This is a genomic window from Paenibacillus hebaui, assembly GCF_051934385.1.
GTDB lineage: Bacteria > Bacillota > Bacilli > Paenibacillales > Paenibacillaceae > Paenibacillus.
This window is the reverse complement of sequence record NZ_CP196836.1, coordinates 4,074,121-4,094,380: the sequence shown is the minus strand read 5'-3', so window position 1 is coordinate 4,094,380 and position 20,260 is coordinate 4,074,121. Positions and strand designations below refer to the sequence as shown.

The following is a 20,260-nucleotide window of genomic DNA, read 5'->3' as shown; positions in this document are numbered from 1 at the left end:
ACTAAGGAGATGAGACGATGAAAGATGCAGCAATAAGTCGTAGCCGGAATCGTTCAGGATATCATCCAGAAGCAGAATCTATAAGTAAAGCAGGAGCAGCTACTCGGAGTAAGCTTTATGCAGAAACCATTATCGTAGGCGGAGGAATTATCGGTTGTGCCATTGCATGTGAGCTTGCTACAAGAGGACGGGATGTACTGCTGGTTGAACGCTCGCGGATTGCCGTGGGGACTTCATGTGCAGCGGCCGGAATGATTGCAGCCGACAGTGAGGAATTCACTCAACCTGTAATGGCGAAGCTTGCCCGACAGAGCAGAGAATTACTTCATGAGCAGAAGGAACGTATCAGCTCACTCAGTGGTGTGGAAATGGGGTTACAGCAGCATGGATTTATTACCCCTTTTCGTTCATACAGTGAAGTCAGCAGTTACAAGAATAATCGATCTTCTATCTTGTCTACAGAGCATATATGGTGGGATCGTTTCTCCGTTCAACAAGAAGCAGCATGGTTAAACAGGAATACTTATGGTGCTTATTACTTGCCTTATGAGAGCGAGGTTCTTCCTGTCCATCTTACGCAAGCTTACGCTAAGTCGGCTCAGGCAATGGGTGCGCGAGTGATGGAAGGTATACAGGATGTCCGCTTGCATACGGATATAAACGGTGTGCAGGGAATAGAGACATCCTTTGGAATAATGACATCCAAGAACGTCATTATTGCTACAGGGCTGCATGGTGAAGAATTGATGAAACATGTGGGTCTGAATATGCCTGTTTTGCCCGTCAAAGGAGAAATTGCAGCGGTTCAGTTCTCATCTCATGATGCAGGCTATAGGCCTGACAGAACGTTATATGCAGAAGATATTTACATTGTACCCAAAGCCAATGGAGAAGTGTGGCTTGGGGCAACGAGCCTTCCTGGAAGGACGGATATGAAAGTGTCTGTTCAGGGAATACAGAAGTTACTTACAGCTGCGACAAGCTGGGTTCCTGGTATCAAGGAAGCACATTTTATACGGGCATGGACGGGAATCAGACCATCGACTCCGGATGGATTGCCGTATATAGGGGCTTGTGAAAGTGTTCCTGGCCTATTCGCTGCCTTTGGGCATTATCGAAATGGAATACTGCTTAGTGCGATAACGGGTAGTTTAATGGCTGACCTGATTGATGGTAAAACTTCGGAAGAGTTAGGAGTTCAGGAGCTTTGTCCAGAACGTATGAACAGAAAGGAGATGCTGCAGTGAACATCATTGTCAACGGGCAAAACATGCACATTGAAGACAGCTTAAATCGTGTGGACAAATTGCTCCATTCCTTTAATCTGCAAGTGAAGACCGTAGTGGTTGAATTGAATCGACAAATTTTAACGCGTGAATATCATGAGACAACGGCGTTAAGAGACGGAGATCGTATTGAGATTGTACATTTTGTGGGAGGCGGTTAAAACATGTTGCAGATTGGAAAATATACGTTTGAATCAAGATTGTTGCTGGGTACTGGGAAATTTTCGGATTTGGACGTGCAAAGTCAGGCTGTTGAAGCATCTGGAACGGAGGTGCTAACGTTTGCTGTTAGGCGTTTAAATCTGGAAGATCGAAATAAACAGCACTTTTTGGACACGTTGGATCTGAAGAGGTATACCCTGCTTCCTAACACGGCAGGTGCTTCGACTGCAGAAGAGGCTGTGCGGATCGCCGAACTTGCTCGGGCTTCAGGACTTTGTGATATGATAAAAGTGGAAGTCATCGGAGATGGAATCACATTGCTTCCTGATCCGATCGAAACGTTCAAGGCATGCGAGATCTTACTTGAAAAAGGTTTTATAGTACTGCCTTATATTTCAGATGATGTTATTCTGGCCAAAAGATTGCAACTGCTCGGCGTACATGCCGTAATGCCGGGAGCTTCACCTATAGGAGCGGGTAGAGGAATCATCAACCCTTATAATCTGGAGATCATTATTGAGCAAGCCGTGGTTCCTGTCATTGTGGATGCAGGTCTTCGTGCACCAAAGGATGCTGCCCATGCCATGGAACTGGGGGCGGACGGTGTATTGTTAAACACGGCTGTATCTGGATCGGGTGATCCGGTGAAGATGGCCATCGCGATGCGAATGGGTGTTGAAGCAGGCAGATTGGCTTATGAGGCAGGCATGATTCCCATGAAGCGCTATGCAGCAGCAAGTAGTCCGGTGGAAGGAATGGTTCATACATGACGACAGATCAGATACGTGCCTCCGAACAGGAGGAACGCTACTCAAGGCAGGAACGATACGCACCGCTTGGCAAGGAAGGCCAACAAAGATTGAGTAACAGCAGAGTGGTCATTGTTGGAGCGGGCGCGCTTGGAACCGGAATTGCAGAGACATTGGTTCGTTCAGGAATCGGACATATCTCCATCGCGGATCGTGATTATGTGGAATGGAGCAATCTGCAGCGGCAACAGTTATATGTGGAACAGGATGCGATTCAACGTATGCCCAAGGCGATGGCTGCTGAGAAACGGTTATCAGCCATTAACTCCACCGTTCAAGTGGAAGGCAAGGTAATGGACGTCAGGGTGGATGAACTGGAGGATCTAATCGGAAACGCAGACTTGATTATGGACGCAACGGATAATTTTGATACCCGACTGCTGATTAATGATATGGCACAGAAATATCGCATTCCCTGGATTTATGGTGGATGTGTGGGGAGTTATGGCATTACCTACACGTTCTTGCCTGGAGATACGCCTTGTTTGAACTGTTTACTGGGTGAGGTTCCTCTGGGCGGGGACACCTGTGATACGTCAGGCATTATTCCTCAGGCGGTGCAGATGGTTACAGCTAACCAGACAGCAGAAGCCATGAAGCTTCTCAGCGGGAATTCAGGTGCATTGAGACGCAAGTTGTTATCATTTGATGTGTGGAGAAATGAATACATATCCATTAATGTTGATGGTGCCAAAAAAGCAGACTGTGCTTCTTGCGGAGAAACGGCAACGTATCCATATTTGAAGGCCTCTAACCTGGAAAAAACAGACGTTTTATGCGGTAGGGATACGGTACAGATTCGTCCTTCTAAGCGCATGAATCTGGATTTGCAGCAGACAGCTGATCGTCTCAGGAAGCTGGGGGATGGCAAAGTAGAGGCTAATCCTTTTCTGGTCTCATATACGACTGGAGCGCACAGAATGGTCATTTTTCAGGATGGCCGCATCCTTGTTCATGGAACGAAAGACACAGCAGAGGCTCGTACTCTGGTTCACCGATACTTTGGATAAAAAATGAATATTCCCAGTCTGTTCCTTCCAGGAATGGACTTTTTCATTTTACGGCATGATAAACATACAACAATGCTGCTATGCAGAATGGTATCAAGCATGTGCAAACGTTATAACTTCATAGCAGCGGTACAGAGACAGGCCGGGTGACAAAATGAAAACATCCATATTGCTGGTTGGTGCAGGAGAGCGGGTTACATTCATACAGGAAGTTTTATGTGCTGAAGGGTATCATGTTGAACGGATGAAGTTGGCCCATCTGACCATGGAATCTGAGTTTACCATACCGCATATCAACATGATCATACTTATCAATCAAGATTGTCAGGAAAATGAACTGAAAGCTGGACTTGTGTCCTTGGTACAAATGGGTGTTACTTGCCCACTACTTGTGATAACCCCCAAGATCTCTGCAGAATTAATGGTGGAATGGTTGGATTATGGCGCTAATGATGTGATGGAAGACCCCATTCACTGCAACATTATGATGGCCAGAATACGAAATCTGTTGCGTGTGTTTGCGCACACATCACAGGAAGAGGAGGAAGTCATTGTTGTGCATGACCTGAAGGTGAATCTGCGTTCACGTCGAGTAAGTCGTGCAGGTGAATATCTCGTGTTGACTCCTAAAGAGTACGAATTGCTTGAGTTTCTGGCCCGCCATGTTAACGAGGCATGTGCCCGTAGCGTCATTTTGAGGGAAGTATGGGGGTATGATTTTGCGATGGATACCAACGTGGTAGATGTGTACATTAAACATTTGCGGGTAAAGGTAGATAAGGGAAGAGACGTCAAATTAATTCATACTGTGCGTGGAATCGGCTATATGCTTCATACAAAATAAAGAGTTCGCGAATCCAACTCCATTCACCGATTTCCACATAACGACAGTTTGGCAGTGGGAATTAGCGGGTAAATATAAAAGGACCGGATCAAAAGATCCGGTCCACTCGCTTTACTATTAAAATGGAGTACTAACTACAGTACACGGCGAGCTTTGATATATGTCTTTTTCCAATTTCCCGAGTTCATATCGGAGAGGGTTACACCTGGTGATCCGTAAGTGTGCAGAACTTTACCGTTACCTGCATATACACCAACATGTGTAATGTTGGACCCTGTGGAACGACTACCACTGGAGAAGAAAACAAGATCTCCCACTTGCAGATTTGCTTTGGATACGGCTTTACCTTTTTTGGACTGGCTAACGGACGTACGCGGCAAGTCTACACCATACTTTTTGAAAATATACTTCATAAAAGAAGAGCAGTCAAAATTCTTGGTAGTTGTAGTTGAAGCGCCAAATTTATATGGTGTTCCTGTAAAGGTTTTGCCATAGTTTACAATTTGTTGTCCTGTGGATACAGACGCGCTTGCCGCCTGCGCTACAGGTGCATTAGTCATTAATACAGCTCCAAAACCTAGTGTAGCGCACAACCCGACGGTTACGGCCTTTTGGACAAAGATGTTTGTTTTCATTTGAGTACCTCCAAAATTCGTTTTCGTTTAGTTGCTAGAGCGAGTATAACAGCTTTGTAATAGCCTATAAATTGGATGGATGCCATTAATCCCTTGGGGCACAACGCTTTGGGTTTGTTTATTAAAATACCATTAAAAATGTCAAAAAATTAATCATTGACGAATGTGGAATGTTAGGGACAGAGAAAAGACCCTTGATCATCAAGGGTCTTCGTTGTATAACAAGATTGTTTTCAAGATGAATCATAGTTACAAAAACGTAATAAGTATCTGCGAAGGTTTAATCTTTGCTCTGAATGATGAGTAATAACCCGCTATCGATCAGGACGGTGCCGGACTGTCCAAGCAGTTTGTTGCTTATTCCCAGTGATTGTCCCATACGTATCGTGGCTTGATCCAATGGATACATGAAGCCCTCCAGAGTAATACCTGTTACTTCATTCGTTAGTGGCAGCAAGGAGATGTATTCATAACCACGATCTTCTACAAAAGCTTTGGATGTGGTTAGCATCATATAATTGTGTTCATCTTGAAGGGTACAGGAAATATGGTGCTGCATAGCCCGAACCATGATATGTACATTAGCCAGTGTATGATCCATACGCGTGCCTGTCGCACCCAGCATCAGAATGTGGGTAGGCTCAAGATCCAGTGCCGTTTCAAAAGCCATCTCGGTATCTGTCAAATCTTTCAGGATAGGGTCGCAGATGATCATCCGTTCGCTGTTCTCTCTTACAATCTCTCGTTCATGCTCAGTAATAGAATCAAAATCTCCCACAGCGATATGAGGCTGAATGCCATGCTCAATGAGAAATAATGCTCCACGATCAGCGGCGATAATGATGTCATTCTGACCAATTTCTTTGAGAAACTCAGCAGAGAGGTTTCCACCTGTAAAAATAACAACCCTTTTCATAGTCATTCTATTTCATCCTTCCTTATTAATGAGAAAAAAATCTACATCTTAATATTGTGATGGAATTATACGAATTTCATTCACCAAACCAGTATAATCCACAAAATGTGGTTGCACAATTTCAGTCCTCGCGGATACAATGGGTAGAGCGACATGGAGATGACTTAAAAAGTGAGGTTTGAACAGGTTGGACTTACACATTTTTGAAGTATTCAGCATTATAGGCACCATAGCGTTTGCGATGTCCGGTGCTTTCGTGGCAATGGAAGAGGAATATGATATTCTAGGCGTGCTTGTGCTGGGACTCGTGACCGCATTTGGAGGCGGCATTATTCGCAATGTGCTCATAGGTGTACCTGTAACCACGCTGTGGAGTCAGAGCGGACTTATTATGCTAGCCCTTGCTTCTGTTGCGATTGCGTTTGTATTGCCTCTCAAGTGGATTGATCACTGGAAGCGTACAGAAGCGCTGTTTGATGCGATCGGGCTTGCAGCATTTGCTATTCAAGGGGCGTTGTACGCGGCAAATATGGGACATCCGATTAGTGCGGTTATCGTTGCGGCAGTGATGACCGGTATAGGCGGAGGGATTATCCGTGATCTGCTGGCTGGCCGAAAGCCGCTTGTCCTGCGCGACGAAATCTATGCCGTGTGGGCGATGACAGCTGGTTTTGCGATCGGCATGGGGTGGTTCACCACCAATGTCGGGCTACTGTTATGTTTCGCCGCAGTGGTGTTCTTTCGGATGTGTTCTGTACATTATAAATGGAAGTTGCCACGTCGCTCGTTGGTGCACTCGGAGAATGTTAAGCCGCAGGCATCACAGCCGGCACTTCATGTTACTTTAAGCAGCAAGGGGGATTAACATGATTCACGTTTTGTTTGTATGTCTGGGCAATATTTGCCGATCACCAATGGCTGAAGCCGTTCTTCGTCATAAAATTGTTGAGAAGGGTCTGGAGGGTCAGATTCGCGTGGACTCGGCAGGAACGGGCGACTGGCATGTTGGCAAACCACCGCACGAGGGAACCCGTAAGTTGCTGGATTCATATCAAATTTCATACGCCAATATGGCGGCAAGACAATTCGCAAGTGCAGACTTCACTCAGTTTGATTACATTGTTTGTATGGACGATTCGAATGCAGCCAACGTGCGAAACATTCCAGGTGGAGCCGAAGCGGAAATCATCAAGCTGATGGATCTGCTCCCGGATGAGAAACTCAGGGAAGTGCCAGACCCGTACCATACAGGGGATTTTGAAGAAGTGTACGAGCTGGTTAATGCAGGTTGCGATGTGTTGCTGGAACAGATCCAAAGGGAACATGTATTAACGTAATTATAGTGAAGGTTTCCAAGAAGTTAGCCTCGCTGATACAGAAGAAGAAGCGGAACGTACAAAGCAGGAAATCCTGCTTCTTTTTTGAATAATCATGTAAGCGATATCATTATGTTGCAAAACAATAGCGGCCTTTCAGCCGCTTATTAGCTTGCTATTGGAAGTTTTAGTTTTCCTGAAGAAAATAAAGCAATGCCTCGGGCAGTTCCTTCTGCCAGAAGCCCCATTGGTGATTCCCGTCCTTCTCCTGATAGGAGACGAGAGCACCACGTTTTTCCAGCAAATCACGGGTATCCCGGTTCAGTTGCACAAAATCATACGTACCGGTATCTGCTTCAAAGGCAGTCTCCTGCAAACCAACAATCATCCAGATCGATAGCCAGGACAAGTCCTCAGCAGCCGCATAAATTTCTTGGGAAGCGGAGTAGTAAGCTCCGGACATGCTGATCACTCGTGTGAAAAGATCAGGGTAGAGTAGGGCAAGATGGAGTGAGACGCTGCCACCCAGTGAGTCACCTGCAAGAATGCGCTCCTGGGAAGAGCGGCGTACAGGATATTTCTCTTCTATATAGGGAATAATCTCTTCAGCGAAGCATGCGGTATAGGCCTTGAACCGATCGCCGAAGGGGGCATATTCCTGAGTCCTTACTGACACGTCAACTTGAACCCCTACTATAATGAAAGGTTCAGCACCTTCGTCCAGAATAATTCGGTTAGCCGTTGTGGCAATTCGTCCAAAATTGAAAAACTCTTCTCCGTCCTGGCAATAAACGACAGGGTAGCTTAACAATTCGTTATAGCCTGGGGGAAGATAGATACGCAGTGTGCGTTTCTCTCCGAGATAACGACTCTCGATCTCTTCTTTTACAATCGTACGTTTCAAATAGCGGGAATCCGTCATAAAACGTCACCTTTCTCGGTTTATTTTTGCATTCGACCGCGCAATACGGTAAGATTACCCTTGTACGGGGATAGGTCAAACACGCAAAGATGTATTATGCTGTTATACCAATATTAAGCCCCTGTTATACATACAATCCGGAAGGAAACATAAAAAAATTACGGATATCTTTGACGTATGCAGTGAAACAGGTGTATAATAATATTATAACAGCGGAACTTGATATTCAAATTTTTTGTTGAGGTGAAGAAAAAAATGAGCAAGGTTCCTTATGAAGTGTATACAGAGGATGTAGAAGCTCTGTCCGTGCTGTCTCCTGACGGCGAAATTGTTAATAAAGACATGATGCCTAAACTTTCCGATGATCAATTAAAAGAAATTATGTACCGCATGGTATTTACCCGTACTTGGGATGACCGTGCAGTAAACCTGGGCCGTCAAGGTCGTCTTGGTTTCTATGCTCCAGTATCTGGTCAAGAAGCTACAATGGTTGGTAGTGAATTTGCAATTGAAAAAGAAGACTTTGTATGTCCTGGCTATCGTGACATTCCGCAACTCGTATGGCATGGACTTCCTCTTTATCAAGCATTCCTGTACTCCCGTGGACACCAGCATGGTGGACAAATTCCGGATGGCGTTAATGTATTGATGCCACAAATCATCATTGGTGCACAAATTCTGCACGCAATGGGTATTGCAATGGGTTATAAATTGAAGAAACAAAAACAAGTTGTTATTACGTACACAGGTGATGGTGGTTCTTCTGAAGGTGACTTCTATGAAGGTCTGAACTACGCTGGTGTTTACAAACTGCCTGTTATTTTCTTCGTGCAAAACAATGGTTATGCCATCACAACTCCTTTTGCCAAACAAACGGCAGCTCTGTCCATCGCTCATAAAGCGGTAGCAGCAGGTATCAAAGGTGTTAAAGTTGACGGTATGGATATCTTTGCTGTAATCAAAGCGGTTCAGGAAGCTGCTGAACGTGGTCGTAATGGCGAAGGCGCAACATTGATCGAAGCAGTAACTTACCGTTTCCGTCCGCACTCCCTTTCTGACGATGCTTCCAAGTATCGTACAAAAGAAGAAGAGGCAGAATGGAATGCTAAAGATCCAATCGCACGTTTTGCTAAATATCTGGAGAAAAAAGGTCTTTGGACTGAAGAAGATACAGCACGTGTGAAAGAGGAAGCAAAAGCAAAAGTAAACGAAGAGATCAAAAAAGCGGAAAAAACCGAGAAAATGACGATTTCAGGCTTGATCGACAGCATGTTCGAACAAACGCCTAAGCACTTGGAAGAGCAAAAAGCAGACTTCCAATAAGTTTTTTCCGATAAAGCATAAACATCCGGGGCGGATTCCGGTGTCCTGGTATACATGTATGAATCATTTTAATGTGAACTGTCAATGTTTAAGGAGGAAATGAAGCAAATGGCACAAATGAACATGAAAGAAGCAATCCGTGATGCGCTTCGCGTTGAATTGAAACGCGACCCTAACGTTCTGCTTTTCGGTGAAGATGTAGGTAACGTGGGCGGCGTTTTCCGTGTAACTGAAGGTTTGCAAAAAGAATTTGGCGAAGAGCGTGTATTTGATACTCCACTCGCTGAGTCCGCTATTGGTGGTCTGGCTGTAGGTCTGGGTGTGCAAGGCTTCCGTCCGGTTGCTGAGATCCAATTCATTGGTTTTATCTTTGAAGCTCTTGACCAAATGGTAGTGCAAGCTGCTCGTATGCGTTTCCGCTCCGGCGGAAAATACAATTCTCCAATCGTATTCCGTACACCATTCGGTGGTGGAGTTAAAGCTGCAGAATTGCATACAGATTCCCTGGAAGGTCTGCTTACGCAAACACCAGGTATCAAAGTGGTAGTTCCTTCTAACCCTTACGATGCAAAAGGTCTGATGATCGCTTCGATTCGCGATAACGACCCTGTATTCTTCATGGAGCACTTGAACCTGTACCATGCTTTCCGTGCAGAAGTACCTGAAGAAGACTACGTTGTTGAGTTGGGTAAAGCGAACGTTGTTCGTGAAGGTTCTGACGTAACTATCATTACTTACGGTATGATGGTTCACACTTCTGTGAAAGCTGCAGATGAGCTTGAAAAACAAGGAATCAAAGTTGAAGTTATCGACCTTCGTACGGTTAGTCCTATCGACATCGATACGATCGTTGCTTCCATTAAGAAAACAAACCGTGCAATTGTTGTACAGGAAGCTCAAAAGAGCGCAGGTGTTGCAGCTGAAGTCATTGCACAAATCAATGAAAAAGCAATCCTGCACTTGGAAGCTCCGGTTCTGCGTGTAGCTGGTCCGGATACTGTATATCCTTTTGCACAAATCGAAGATTCATGGCTGCCTAACCCGGCGCGTATCGTTGCTGCGGTTAATAAAGTCGTAAATTTCTAATTTAATCATCTGACATGCCGCAAGGCGCAGTATGGTGATTCACACCGCAGCGCAAGCTGCACTGTAAACAGCCATTAGCCCCTTGAGTAACCGTTATTTGCATTTGCAGTAACAGTTGTTTTATGGAGTTAAGGGTTGTTTTCAGGATTGAGCAGATAATCAAGGAGGTTTTTCAGTTGGCTAAATTTGAATATAAATTCCCTGAACTAGGCGAAGGCCTACACGAAGGCGAAATCATCAAAATGCACATCAAAGTCGGTGACAAAGTAACTGACGACGATATCATCATGGAAGTACAGAACGACAAAGCGGTTGTTGAAGTACCTTGTCCGGTTAACGGAACAATTACTGAAGTGTTCGCAAAAGACGGTCAAATCTGCCACGTAGGCGAAGTTGTAGCGATCATCGATGCTGAAGGCGAACTTCCTGAACAAGACGACGCACCTGCTGGCGATCAAGGCGAGCAAGAAAAAGATGCAGCTCAAGGTGGAGCTGATACAAGTGGTTCTTCTGCAGCAGCATCCAGCTCGGATTCAGCTAAAGAAGGCGGCAACAACAGCGTTCCGGCAGTACCTGCCAAAGACGTTTTGGCAACACCAAGCGTGCGTAAATTCGCTCGCGAACAAGGTGTAGACATCGCTCAGGTTAACGGTACTGGCAACAACGGTAAAGTAACCAAAGAAGATGTTGAATCCTTCAAAAACGGTGGCGGTTCATCCGCAGCGCCCTCTTCCGAAGCTCCAGCTCAAGAAGAGAAAAAATCCGCGGCACCAGCAGCGGCTGCAGCTGATCAACGTGTTGAAGAAGAGCGCGTACCATTCAAAGGTATCCGTAAAGCAATCTCCAACGCAATGGTTAAATCGGCTTACACAGCACCTCACGTTACAATCATGGACGAAGTGGACGTAACTGAACTGGTTGCTTTCCGTACTCGCATGAAACCAATTGCAGAGAAAAAAGGTACAAAAGTAACTTATCTGCCATTCATCGTTAAAGCACTGGTTGCGGCTTCCCGTGAGTTCCCAGCTTTGAACGCTATGATTGATGAAGAAGCTAACGAAATTGTATACAAAAAATACTACAACATCGGTATCGCTACAGATACAGACAACGGCCTGATCGTTCCTGTTATCAAAGATGCTGATCGTAAATCCATCTGGATGATCGCTGATTCCATTCGTGACCTGGCTGCTCGTGGCCGCGAAGGCAAATTGAGCGCAAACGAGATGAGAGGAAGCACAATCTCAATCAGTAACATCGGTTCTGCTGGCGGTATGTTCTTCACTCCGATCATCAACTTCCCTGAAGTTGCAATCCTCGGAACAGGACGTATCAGCGAAAAAGCGGTTGTTAAAAACGGCGAAATCGTTGCTGCACCTGTAATGGCTCTTTCCCTGAGCTTTGACCACCGTATCATCGATGGCGCAACTGCACAAAACTTTATGAATTACATTAAACAGCTGCTTGCTAACCCTGAGCTGCTTGTTATGGAGGTGTAAGATATGGTAGTAGGCGACGCTTCTCTAGATATCGACACATTAGTAATTGGTGCAGGACCTGGCGGCTATGTAGCTGCCATCCGTGCTGCTCAACTGGGCCAAAGCGTATTGATCGTAGATAAATCCGAACTGGGCGGCGTATGTTTGAACCGCGGATGTATTCCATCCAAAGCCCTGATCTCGGCTGCACACCAATATGAGTCTGCACTTCACGGTGAAGCTTTTGGTATCTCTGCAGAGAACGTAAAAGTGGACTTCAGCAAAACTCAAGAATTCAAAAACGGTGTTGTTAAGAAAATGACTGGCGGCGTAGCTGGTTTGCTCAAAGGAAACAAAGTTGAAGTTTTCAACGGTGAGTGCATGTTCATCAATGAAAACGAAGCGCGTGTATTCAATGATCACGAATCTCCGCGTTACCGTTTCAAAAACTGCATCATTGCAACAGGTTCCCGTCCAATCGAACTGAAACCTTTCCCGTTTGGCGGACGCATTCTGTCTTCGACAGAAGCACTGAACTTGCCTGAAGTTCCAAAAAGCATGATCGTTATCGGTGGCGGTTATATCGGTGCCGAGCTTGGCCAAATGTACTCCAAATTCGGTTCTAAAGTAACAATTATCGAAGGTTTGGATACAGTACTGCCAGGTTTCGATAAAGACATGACTAGCCTCGTAGCTAAAAACATGAAGAAAACAGGCATCGAAATCGTAACGGGTGCAAAAGCAGAAAGTGCTGAGCAAACGGACAAAGACGTAACTGTTAAATATTCCGTAAATGGTGAATCCAAAGAAGTAACTGCAGATTACCTGCTCGTAACTGTTGGACGTCGCCCTAATACGGACGGAGAGCTTGGTTTGGATATGATTGGTGTTGACGTTGACGAGCGTGGATTTGTCAAAGTTGATCACCAAGGCCGTACCAGCATTCCACACATCTTCGCAATTGGTGATATCGTATCTGGTCTGGCTCTGGCACACAAAGCTTCTTACGAAGGTAAAGTGGCTGCTGAAGCAATCGCAGGTCAACCATCTGTAGTTGACTACAAATGTATGCCTGCAGTTGTATTCACAGATCCTGAGTGCTCCAGCGTAGGTTACACTGAAAAAGAAGCGAAAGAAAAAGGCCACAAAGTTAAAGCTGGCAAATTCCCTTATGCGGGTAATGGTCGTGCTGTATCTTTGAACCATGCTGAAGGCTTCGTGAAAATCGTAGCTGACGAAGAAAGCGGCCTGGTATTGGGTTGCCAAATCGTAGGTCTGGAAGCTTCCAACCTGATTGCTGAGCTTGGCTTGGCAATTGAGATGGGCGCTACTTTGGAAGATCTGGCTCTGACTATTCACGCTCACCCTACTTTGGGCGAAATCGTGATGGAAGCTGCGGAATTGGTTATGGGTCACCCGATCCACATCATTTCCCGTTAAGATTGTCTAAGCTTCGGATTCGTCCGGCATTATACGTAAATCAAGAAGGGATGAATAACGCTAATGCGTTATTCGTCTCTTTTTTTGAGTGGAAATTGAAAAAATCAGGATACCGGTGTACATGATATGCGTAACGTTACACTCACCAAATTGTTCAACACGTTTTATCCCGATGCTCAGTGTGGTAAACTGATATAATGATCAGTCATGATGTGGCTTCAAGCCAATCACGGTCTATGTATGAAATTAAGAAGTGTGAGGAGACACCAACATGAAAAACTATCTCGATTTATTACAGGATGTCCTGGACACGGGTGTGCATAAGGGAGATCGCACCGGAACCGGAACTCAGTCCGTTTTTGGCAGACAGCTGCGTTATGATCTCTCCGAAGGATTTCCGCTTGTGACAACCAAACGAATCCATTTAAAATCGGTTATTCATGAGCTGTTATGGTTTTTGAGTGGCGATACAAATATCTCCTACCTGAAGGAAAATGGTGTGAAGATTTGGGATGATTGGGCCGATGAAAATGGGGATTTGGGTCCGGTCTATGGTTCTCAGTGGCGTACATGGGAAGCACCAAGCGGAGAAAAAATCGATCAGATCGCTGCTGTTATTGACTCCATCAAAAACAATCCGGATTCACGCCGCCATCTGGTTAGTGCATGGAACGTGGCTGAGATTAATAATATGAAGCTGCCACCATGTCATTTCGCGTTTCAGTTTTACGTATCTGAGGGTAAGTTATCTTGTATGCTTACGATGCGTTCCGTGGATACATTCCTCGGCTTGCCATTTAACATTGCCAGCTATGCGTTGCTAACACATATGATTGCTCAGCAGTGTGACCTTGAAGTGGGCGATTTCATCTGGTCTGGAGGCGATGTACACATCTACTCGAACCATGTGGAACAAGTGAAAACCCAGCTGGAGCGCGAACCTTATGCGTTGCCTAAATTGGTGATTAAGCGTAAGCCGGATTCCATTTTTGATTATAAGTTTGAAGATTTCGAGTTTGAGAACTATCAGCATCATCCGGGCATCAAAGCGCCGATTGCGGTGTGAACAGATACGGATTAAAGACGGATTGAAGGAGTGTTTATCTTTGAGTATTGAACTTGTATGGGCGATGGGTGAGAACGGCGTAATTGGACTGAACAATTCAATTCCATGGCGATTGCCTAAGGATATGGCTTTTTTCAAGCAACGTACATTGAACAAAACGATTATTATGGGACGAAATACATGGGAATCCTTCGGTGGTAAACCGCTTCCTCAGCGTCGCAATATTGTAGTAACAAGGGATTTGAATTACACAGCAGAGCAGGCTGAAGTCGTGCACACGATTGAAGAGGGGCTTAAGGTTACCAAAGGTGAGGAACTTTGCGTCATTGGCGGTTCCCAAGTGTATCTTGAGTTTTTGCCACTGGCAGATCGTCTGGTAGTGACCCGAATTCATGAGAATTTCGAGGGAGACACTTTTTTCCCTGAAGTGGATTGGTCAGAATGGGAACTGAAAGAACAGATTGAAGGCGAGCAGGATGAGAAAAATGTTTATGCGTATACCTTTGAATTCTATGAGCGCAAGCGCTAAAATTCATATATGTTGATATAAAAGAGCTCAATCATATTATACTACGAATCGAAATAGTGAGACGCTGATTACGAGTTATTCGTGAACAACGTCTTTTTTTTATGGAAATTAAACCATGTGTAAAATAAACAAAGCATAATTAACATAAATATAACATTAATTAGGCCCATGATGAATATTATACATAGATTGAATTACATTTTAGTGAAAAAGTATAAGTGATATTGGAATTCACCGTTATAAAGCCCTAAATCAAACGCAATATTCGGAAATGACGGCATGAAGTAGGGCAATATGTTGTATACAATGATAATTTATCTGACATTTACATAACGTTTAAGTTTTTTGTTTTATGATTGAACGTCTAATATTGTATATCTCAGCTTGTTAAAGGACCAAATTAAGGGTATTGACCATGGGTAGACTTGAACGATATGATGTATAAAATACAAAGAATTATGCGGATAATCCATTTAATATTTAACAGGCAAAGTGCTACTATTATTGAAATATCTTCGAGAAGATTTTGTGATACAATAGACAAAAACTCTATGATGAGTAATCCATTTCATATAGAACCATGCAGATGAAGGGATTAAGACAAGAACGGATGGGGGAAAACGTAAGATGTCTACACCTACTGGATTTATGGAATACAAACGGCAACTGCCTGCGGACCGCCAGCCAGCGGAGCGAGTTAAGGATTGGGAAGAGTTTCATAAACATATGGCTGAAGAAGAGCTCAGAACACAAGGTGCACGATGCATGGATTGTGGTACACCGTATTGCCATACAGGTATAGATATGATTGGCGGAACATCGGGTTGCCCTGTGCATAACCTGATTCCAGAATGGAATAACCTCGTATATCGCGGATTGTGGAGAGAGGCTCTGGATCGTCTGCACAAAACGAATAATTTCCCTGAATTTACAGGTCGCGTCTGTCCTGCTCCTTGTGAAGGATCATGTACTGTTGGACTTATCGGTGAGCCTGTAACGATCAAAACGATTGAAGAAGCTATAATTGAAAAGGGCTTTGAAGAAGGATGGGTTGTTCCCCAACCTCCAGAGAAGCGGACGGGTAAACGTGTAGCGGTTGTAGGTTCAGGTCCTGCGGGACTGGCTACAGCGGCTCAGCTGAACAAAGCAGGTCACTCGGTAACGGTATACGAGCGTTCTGATCGTGTTGGCGGTTTGTTGATGTACGGTATACCGACGATGAAATTGGATAAAAACGTGGTTCAGCGTCGTGTGGATTTGCTTGAAGCAGAAGGCATTCAATTTGTAACAAACACGGAGATCGGCAAAGATATTGCTGCGCAGCAACTGGTAGACGAGTATGATGCAGTTGTCCTGTGCGGCGGTGCAACTAAACCGCGTGAATTTAACATTGAAGGCAGCGACTTGAAAGGCGTTCATTACGCAATGGATTTCCTGAATGGCAGCATCAAAAGTTACCTGGATTCCAATCTGGAGGATGGCAACTATCTTTCTGCACAGGACAAGGATGTTATCGTTATTGGTGGTGGCGATACAGGTTCTGACTGTGTGGCTACATCGCTCCGTCACGGTTGTCGTACGATAACTCAATTTGGTACACATACACAAGCGCCTATGGAGCGTGATCGTATGAACAACCCTTGGCCGCAATTCCCTAATGTGTATACGCTTGATTATGCACAAGAGGAAGCCAAAGCACTGTTCGGTCAAGATCCGCGTGAATTCTCCATCATGACGACCAAATTTGTCGGTGACGATGAGGGGAACCTCAAAGAATTACACACAGTGCAAATCGAGCGTATTGTGGATGAGACAGGACGTAAGATCTATCAGCCTATCCCGGGGACGGAGCGTATATTCCCAGCGCAAATGGCGATGATTGCTATTGGTTTTAATGGACCAGAGCAGACATTGGTGGAACAACTGGGACTGGCAACAGACCGTCGTACCAACGTTAAAGCGCGTTATGGTAAGTACAACACCAATGTGGATAAAGTATTTGCAGCAGGCGACATGCGTCGTGGTCAAAGTCTGGTTGTGTGGGCAATCAATGAAGGTCGTGAGGCTGCCCGTGAAGTGGACAAATATTTGATGGGTGCTACAGTTCTGGCGTAACGTGTCGAACAAGCATGATGGGATTAATGTTATCCATAATCCATAAATAGTTGTATAAGATAAACAAACAACTCTCACGACTAGCGGGGGTTGTTTGTTTTTTTATCATGTTAAGAATGGAGTCAGGTCGTGTAGCCTACAGTTAATTATTTTATGCAAGTGTGATGTATAGCATTGCTTTTTCCTCCATAAAGATTTACTATTATATTATAATCATTCTAAATAAGAAGCATAAAGACACTCAATTAAAATTAAACGAATAGACAATATAATAAAATCCGGAGGTGCAACCTTATGGCAAGTGACCGGGGCAAATCCATATCAGAACAGATTTATCACATTAAAAATCAATTGGTTGAAAAAGGTTATAAGTTGACACAGCAACGAGAAGTTACTGTACGTGTTTTACTAGAGCATGAGAAGGATCATTTTAGTGCAGAGGAAGTATTTCTGCTGGTTAAGGAACAGTTTCCCGAGATTGGATTGGCTACGGTCTATCGTACGCTTGAGCTGCTCAGTGACCTTCAGGTGGTAGAAAAGATTAACTTTGGAGACGGCGCTGCGCGCTTCGATCTGCGAAGTACGGATGGCTCGCATCACCATCATCATCTAATCTGCACAGATTGTGGTCGTGTGGAAGAGATCATGGAGGACGGTTTGCTTCGTCTGGAACAACAAATTGAGCGGCAATATGGTTTTGCTGTAACGGATCATCGCCTTGATTTTCAAGGTGTGTGCAAAGAGTGCAGGGCAAAGCAGGCATTGAATGAACAGGCAGCTGGTTAAATGATCTGGAGGATGCTCCAGGAATCAAAATCTGATATAATAAGTTTCAGAAGCAAGGGGCTTCCGTGGGCGGAAGGCCCCTTTTTGCCGTCATGCGGACGGTGAAGGAGGAGAGATGGACGGATGAAGACACTGGTTATAGCGGAAAAGCCCGACATGGGACGAACCATTGCCGCCGTCATAGAACCAAGGGCCAAGAACAATCGCAATTATTTGGAAGGTGAGCATTACATTATCACTTGGGCGATTGGTCATCTATTGGGACTTGCAGAACCGGATGCCTATGATACGAAATATAAGCGCTGGAATATAGGTGACCTGCCGATTATTCCAGATCAGTTCAAAATTGTGCCCAATCCGAGAACGAAAGACCAACTGAAAATGATCGGAGAACTTGCCAAACGGGCGTCAGCTATCGTTAATGCTTGTGATGCGGGGCGTGAGGGGCAATATATCTTTGCCTTAATTCAACAACAGCTGAAGCTGCGTCAGCCCGTGAAGCGTCTGTGGATATCGGATTTGACCGCAGAAAGTATTAAACGTGGTTTCGACGGATTGAAGGATGCCTCGGAATTTGAAAATTTGACCCATGCTGCCAGGGCACGAAGTGAAGCGGACTGGCTAATTGGCATGAATGCATCACGGGCGTTTACCACGCGTCATAACGCTTTGCTGTCTGTAGGACGAGTCCAGACTCCGGTATTGGCCTTGATCTATGACCGGGAAATCGAGATTGAAGCGTTCCAATCCCAGACCTTTTATGAAGTGGCTGCATGGTTTCGTCAGGAAGGGGTGGAATACAGGGGATTACGTCAAGGGGACAAGCTGACCGGCCCCGCAGTAGCAGAATCTATTGCTGCCAGTGTGAAGGGGAAGACGGGGCAGATTGCCAAGTACGAAGCAAAAAATACCAAGGAGTATCCATACCGATTGTATGATCTGACCCTTTTGCAGCGAGAAGCGAATGCCAAGTTCGGTTATGGGGCGAAGAAAACGTTGGATATTGCTCAGGCTTTGTACGAGAAACATAAAGTAATCTCTTATCCACGGACCAATTCAAACTATGTTACGGAACAGAATATCGAAGGCATGCACAAGACGCTGAATTTGCTCAAAAATGGATCTTACAGTGAACTTGCGCAGGGGGCAAAGTCTGAGCTTGTACACAAGAATAACAAGGGCGTATGTAACCCCTCCAAAGTCGAAGATCACCATGCCATTCTTCCTACATTGAAGCGACCAGGGACGTTATCGAAGGATGAACAGAACATCTATGATCTGATCGTAAGACGTTTCTTGTCTCATTTCTATCCGCCAGCCGAGTATAAGCAGCATACTGTGCTCACAGAAGTGGAGAAACACCAGTTCAAGACCTCTGTAAAAGAACTGTTATCGCTGGGATGGAAAGTGGTACTGGGTTCCGGAGATCAAGAACAAGGTAGCTCAGGCAAAAAAAAGACGAAGAAAAACAGCAATGAAGAAGAGGAAGCGGAGGAATGGACGGACAAAGCATTCTCCGTACAGCCTGAATTGCCTGTTCAATGTACGAAGAGTGAGTTCAAGGAGAAGGCGACCCAGCCTCCCAAAAGTTATACGGAGGGAACATTGCTGAAGGCGATGGAAAGTGCAGGTAAGCAGATTGAAAATGAAGAGTTGCGTGATGCGATGAAAGACAGTGGGCTGGGAACACCGGCTACACGCGCAGCAACGATTGAACGTCTCAAAAATGTGGGTTACATTACAATGCAGGGTAAAAAAATGCAACTGACGTTGAAGGGCCGAACTGCCATCGAATTGATCCGCCGAGCGGGTGTAGATCTCTTAACTTCCCCTGAGATGACGGGCCAATGGGAGAGAAGATTGGTTCAGATTTCCAAAGGCGAAGCAGAACAGGAAAAGTTTATGGAGAACGTCAAAAAATTCACCATGTCCATTATTGATAAAGTACGTGTTCAAGCCCCGGCGCCAGCGGATGCTTTTGGTGAAGATAAACGTGGGGGACGTGGCAAAGGCAAGGGAGCTAGAGCCCAGACATCCAGTACAAGAACTTCCACCAAGGCATCAGGTACAGGTTCAAATGGGGGGACAAAAACGTTACGTCAACCATCTGCAACTTCGTCCAGGACTGGCGGTATCACAAGCTCCAATGCAAAAGCACAATCTGCGAATTCGAGCCAAACGGGAGTCCGTGAAACATTGGCATCCTGTCCATCTCCGGGTTGTTCCGGTCAGATTATTGAAGGTAAGAAGGGGTATGGCTGTACACGTTTCAAGGAAGGCTGCGGATTTGTCATCTGGAAAGAATACGTTGGCAAAAAGATTACCAGTACAATGTTGAAATCGTTGATTGAAAAGGGGAGTACTCAGGTACTGTCTTTCAAGCGAAAAGACGGGAGTACAGTAAAGGCACGTATTATTCTGCAAGATGTGGCAACAGGCAAGCTGTCTGCCGAGAAACAAGAAGCTTAAGCTCTCCTGATTGGAAAGAACGAAATCGTGACACGTTGTAGCGACGCTGTAACATACGAGACAACTAA

The 20,260-nt window shown here is 45.1% G+C and carries 19 protein-coding genes; 16 read left to right on the top strand and 3 right to left on the bottom strand.

The annotated features are described in order from the left end of the window. The first annotated feature begins 17 nt into the window (after positions 1–17). The 5 genes from thiO to ACR32F_RS18050 all read left to right on the top strand — a co-directional run bounded on the left by thiO (position 18) and on the right by ACR32F_RS18050 (position 4,111). The gene (thiO, locus tag ACR32F_RS18070) at positions 18–1,247 is read left to right on the top strand and encodes a glycine oxidase ThiO (RefSeq protein ID WP_440109339.1); all 1,230 of its coding nucleotides are present in this window, start codon (positions 18–20) and stop codon (positions 1,245–1,247) included. Beyond that, entirely contained in the window at positions 1,244–1,447 is a 204-nt protein-coding gene (gene thiS, locus ACR32F_RS18065) for a sulfur carrier protein ThiS (RefSeq protein ID WP_440109337.1), read from the top strand. Before thiO ends, thiS begins: the two co-directional genes overlap by 4 nt. A gap of 3 nt (positions 1,448–1,450) precedes the next feature. Further along, entirely contained in the window at positions 1,451–2,218 is a 768-nt protein-coding gene (locus ACR32F_RS18060; protein WP_440109335.1) for a thiazole synthase, read from the top strand. Then, the gene (locus ACR32F_RS18055) at positions 2,215–3,267 is read left to right on the top strand and encodes a ThiF family adenylyltransferase (RefSeq protein ID WP_440109333.1); all 1,053 of its coding nucleotides are present in this window, start codon (positions 2,215–2,217) and stop codon (positions 3,265–3,267) included. Before ACR32F_RS18060 ends, ACR32F_RS18055 begins: the two co-directional genes overlap by 4 nt. Positions 3,268–3,421: 154 nt before the next feature. After that, a complete protein-coding gene (locus tag ACR32F_RS18050) occupies positions 3,422–4,111 on the top strand; it encodes a winged helix-turn-helix domain-containing protein (RefSeq protein WP_440109331.1) in 690 nt (229 codons plus the stop codon). Positions 4,112–4,245: 134 nt separating this feature from the next. On the opposite strand, the gene ACR32F_RS18045 is transcribed toward ACR32F_RS18050, so the two are convergent. Together ACR32F_RS18045 and ACR32F_RS18040 are read right to left on the bottom strand one after the other, a co-directional pair. After that, the gene (locus tag ACR32F_RS18045; protein ID WP_440109329.1) at positions 4,246–4,746 is read right to left on the bottom strand and encodes a C40 family peptidase; all 501 of its coding nucleotides are present in this window, start codon (positions 4,744–4,746) and stop codon (positions 4,246–4,248) included. A gap of 280 nt (positions 4,747–5,026) precedes the next feature. Next, positions 5,027–5,668, bottom strand: coding sequence for a thiamine diphosphokinase (locus ACR32F_RS18040; RefSeq protein WP_440109327.1), 642 nt, complete (start codon positions 5,666–5,668; stop codon positions 5,027–5,029). A 181-nt stretch (positions 5,669–5,849) separates the two neighbouring features. Between ACR32F_RS18040 and ACR32F_RS18035 the strand changes: the two genes are divergently transcribed. Both ACR32F_RS18035 and ACR32F_RS18030 read left to right on the top strand, forming a co-directional pair. Then, entirely contained in the window at positions 5,850–6,527 is a 678-nt protein-coding gene (locus ACR32F_RS18035) for a trimeric intracellular cation channel family protein (RefSeq protein ID WP_440109325.1), read from the top strand. 1 nt (position 6,528) lies between these two features. Next, positions 6,529–6,999: a low molecular weight protein-tyrosine-phosphatase gene (locus tag ACR32F_RS18030; protein WP_440109323.1), complete on the top strand. Its 471-nt coding sequence runs from the start codon at positions 6,529–6,531 to the stop codon at positions 6,997–6,999. Between the two features lie 166 nt (positions 7,000–7,165). Here the strand turns inward: ACR32F_RS18030 and ACR32F_RS18025 are convergent, their stop codons facing one another. Continuing rightward, the gene (locus ACR32F_RS18025) at positions 7,166–7,900 is read right to left on the bottom strand and encodes an alpha/beta hydrolase (protein ID WP_440109321.1); all 735 of its coding nucleotides are present in this window, start codon (positions 7,898–7,900) and stop codon (positions 7,166–7,168) included. A gap of 255 nt (positions 7,901–8,155) precedes the next feature. Here ACR32F_RS18025 and pdhA point away from each other — a divergent pair, with 255 nt between their 5' ends. The 9 genes from pdhA (at position 8,156) to ACR32F_RS17980 (ending at position 20,192) form a co-directional block, all read left to right on the top strand. Beyond that, positions 8,156–9,223, top strand: coding sequence for a pyruvate dehydrogenase (acetyl-transferring) E1 component subunit alpha (gene pdhA / locus ACR32F_RS18020; protein WP_062325382.1), 1,068 nt, complete (start codon positions 8,156–8,158; stop codon positions 9,221–9,223). A 108-nt stretch (positions 9,224–9,331) separates the two neighbouring features. Beyond that, complete coding sequence (locus ACR32F_RS18015) at positions 9,332–10,309, top strand: alpha-ketoacid dehydrogenase subunit beta (RefSeq protein ID WP_440109319.1); 978 nt, start codon at positions 9,332–9,334, stop codon at positions 10,307–10,309. Positions 10,310–10,485: 176 nt separating this feature from the next. Continuing rightward, positions 10,486–11,808: a dihydrolipoamide acetyltransferase family protein gene (locus tag ACR32F_RS18010; RefSeq protein WP_440109317.1), complete on the top strand. Its 1,323-nt coding sequence runs from the start codon at positions 10,486–10,488 to the stop codon at positions 11,806–11,808. Positions 11,809–11,811: 3 nt separating this feature from the next. Next, positions 11,812–13,227, top strand: coding sequence for a dihydrolipoyl dehydrogenase (gene lpdA / locus ACR32F_RS18005; RefSeq protein ID WP_440109315.1), 1,416 nt, complete (start codon positions 11,812–11,814; stop codon positions 13,225–13,227). Positions 13,228–13,498: 271 nt separating this feature from the next. Continuing rightward, the gene (thyA, locus tag ACR32F_RS18000) at positions 13,499–14,293 is read left to right on the top strand and encodes a thymidylate synthase (protein WP_440109313.1); all 795 of its coding nucleotides are present in this window, start codon (positions 13,499–13,501) and stop codon (positions 14,291–14,293) included. Between the two features lie 40 nt (positions 14,294–14,333). Further along, positions 14,334–14,822 carry a dihydrofolate reductase gene (locus tag ACR32F_RS17995; RefSeq protein WP_440109311.1) on the top strand — a complete coding sequence of 163 codons (489 nt, stop codon included), beginning with the start codon at positions 14,334–14,336 and terminating at the stop codon, positions 14,820–14,822. Positions 14,823–15,449: 627 nt separating this feature from the next. Then, positions 15,450–16,937, top strand: a complete 1,488-nt coding sequence (locus ACR32F_RS17990; protein ID WP_440109309.1) for a glutamate synthase subunit beta — start codon at positions 15,450–15,452, stop codon at positions 16,935–16,937. A 318-nt stretch (positions 16,938–17,255) separates the two neighbouring features. Further along, complete coding sequence (gene fur / locus ACR32F_RS17985) at positions 17,256–17,723, top strand: ferric iron uptake transcriptional regulator (protein ID WP_440119940.1); 468 nt, start codon at positions 17,256–17,258, stop codon at positions 17,721–17,723. A gap of 123 nt (positions 17,724–17,846) precedes the next feature. Further along, positions 17,847–20,192 carry a DNA topoisomerase 3 gene (locus ACR32F_RS17980; RefSeq protein WP_440109307.1) on the top strand — a complete coding sequence of 782 codons (2,346 nt, stop codon included), beginning with the start codon at positions 17,847–17,849 and terminating at the stop codon, positions 20,190–20,192. Positions 20,193–20,260: the final 68 nt, after the last annotated feature.

Bases quoted from the DNA above. Each gene is read 5' to 3' on its own strand.
- thiO (WP_440109339.1), top strand. From the start codon at position 18: ATGAAAGATGCAGCAATAAGTCGTAGCCGGAATCGTTCAGGATATCAT.
- ACR32F_RS18060 (WP_440109335.1), top strand. From the start codon at position 1,451: ATGTTGCAGATTGGAAAATATACGTTTGAATCAAGATTGTTGCTGGGT.
- ACR32F_RS18055 (WP_440109333.1), top strand. From the start codon at position 2,215: ATGACGACAGATCAGATACGTGCCTCCGAACAGGAGGAACGCTACTCA.
- ACR32F_RS18050 (WP_440109331.1), top strand. From the start codon at position 3,422: ATGAAAACATCCATATTGCTGGTTGGTGCAGGAGAGCGGGTTACATTC.
- ACR32F_RS18045 (WP_440109329.1), bottom strand. From the start codon at position 4,746: ATGAAAACAAACATCTTTGTCCAAAAGGCCGTAACCGTCGGGTTGTGC.
- ACR32F_RS18040 (WP_440109327.1), bottom strand. From the start codon at position 5,668: ATGACTATGAAAAGGGTTGTTATTTTTACAGGTGGAAACCTCTCTGCT.
- ACR32F_RS18030 (WP_440109323.1), top strand. From the start codon at position 6,529: ATGATTCACGTTTTGTTTGTATGTCTGGGCAATATTTGCCGATCACCA.
- ACR32F_RS18025 (WP_440109321.1), bottom strand. From the start codon at position 7,900: ATGACGGATTCCCGCTATTTGAAACGTACGATTGTAAAAGAAGAGATC.
- pdhA (WP_062325382.1), top strand. From the start codon at position 8,156: ATGAGCAAGGTTCCTTATGAAGTGTATACAGAGGATGTAGAAGCTCTG.
- ACR32F_RS18015 (WP_440109319.1), top strand. From the start codon at position 9,332: ATGGCACAAATGAACATGAAAGAAGCAATCCGTGATGCGCTTCGCGTT.
- lpdA (WP_440109315.1), top strand. From the start codon at position 11,812: ATGGTAGTAGGCGACGCTTCTCTAGATATCGACACATTAGTAATTGGT.
- thyA (WP_440109313.1), top strand. From the start codon at position 13,499: ATGAAAAACTATCTCGATTTATTACAGGATGTCCTGGACACGGGTGTG.
- ACR32F_RS17990 (WP_440109309.1), top strand. From the start codon at position 15,450: ATGTCTACACCTACTGGATTTATGGAATACAAACGGCAACTGCCTGCG.
- ACR32F_RS17980 (WP_440109307.1), top strand. From the start codon at position 17,847: ATGAAGACACTGGTTATAGCGGAAAAGCCCGACATGGGACGAACCATT.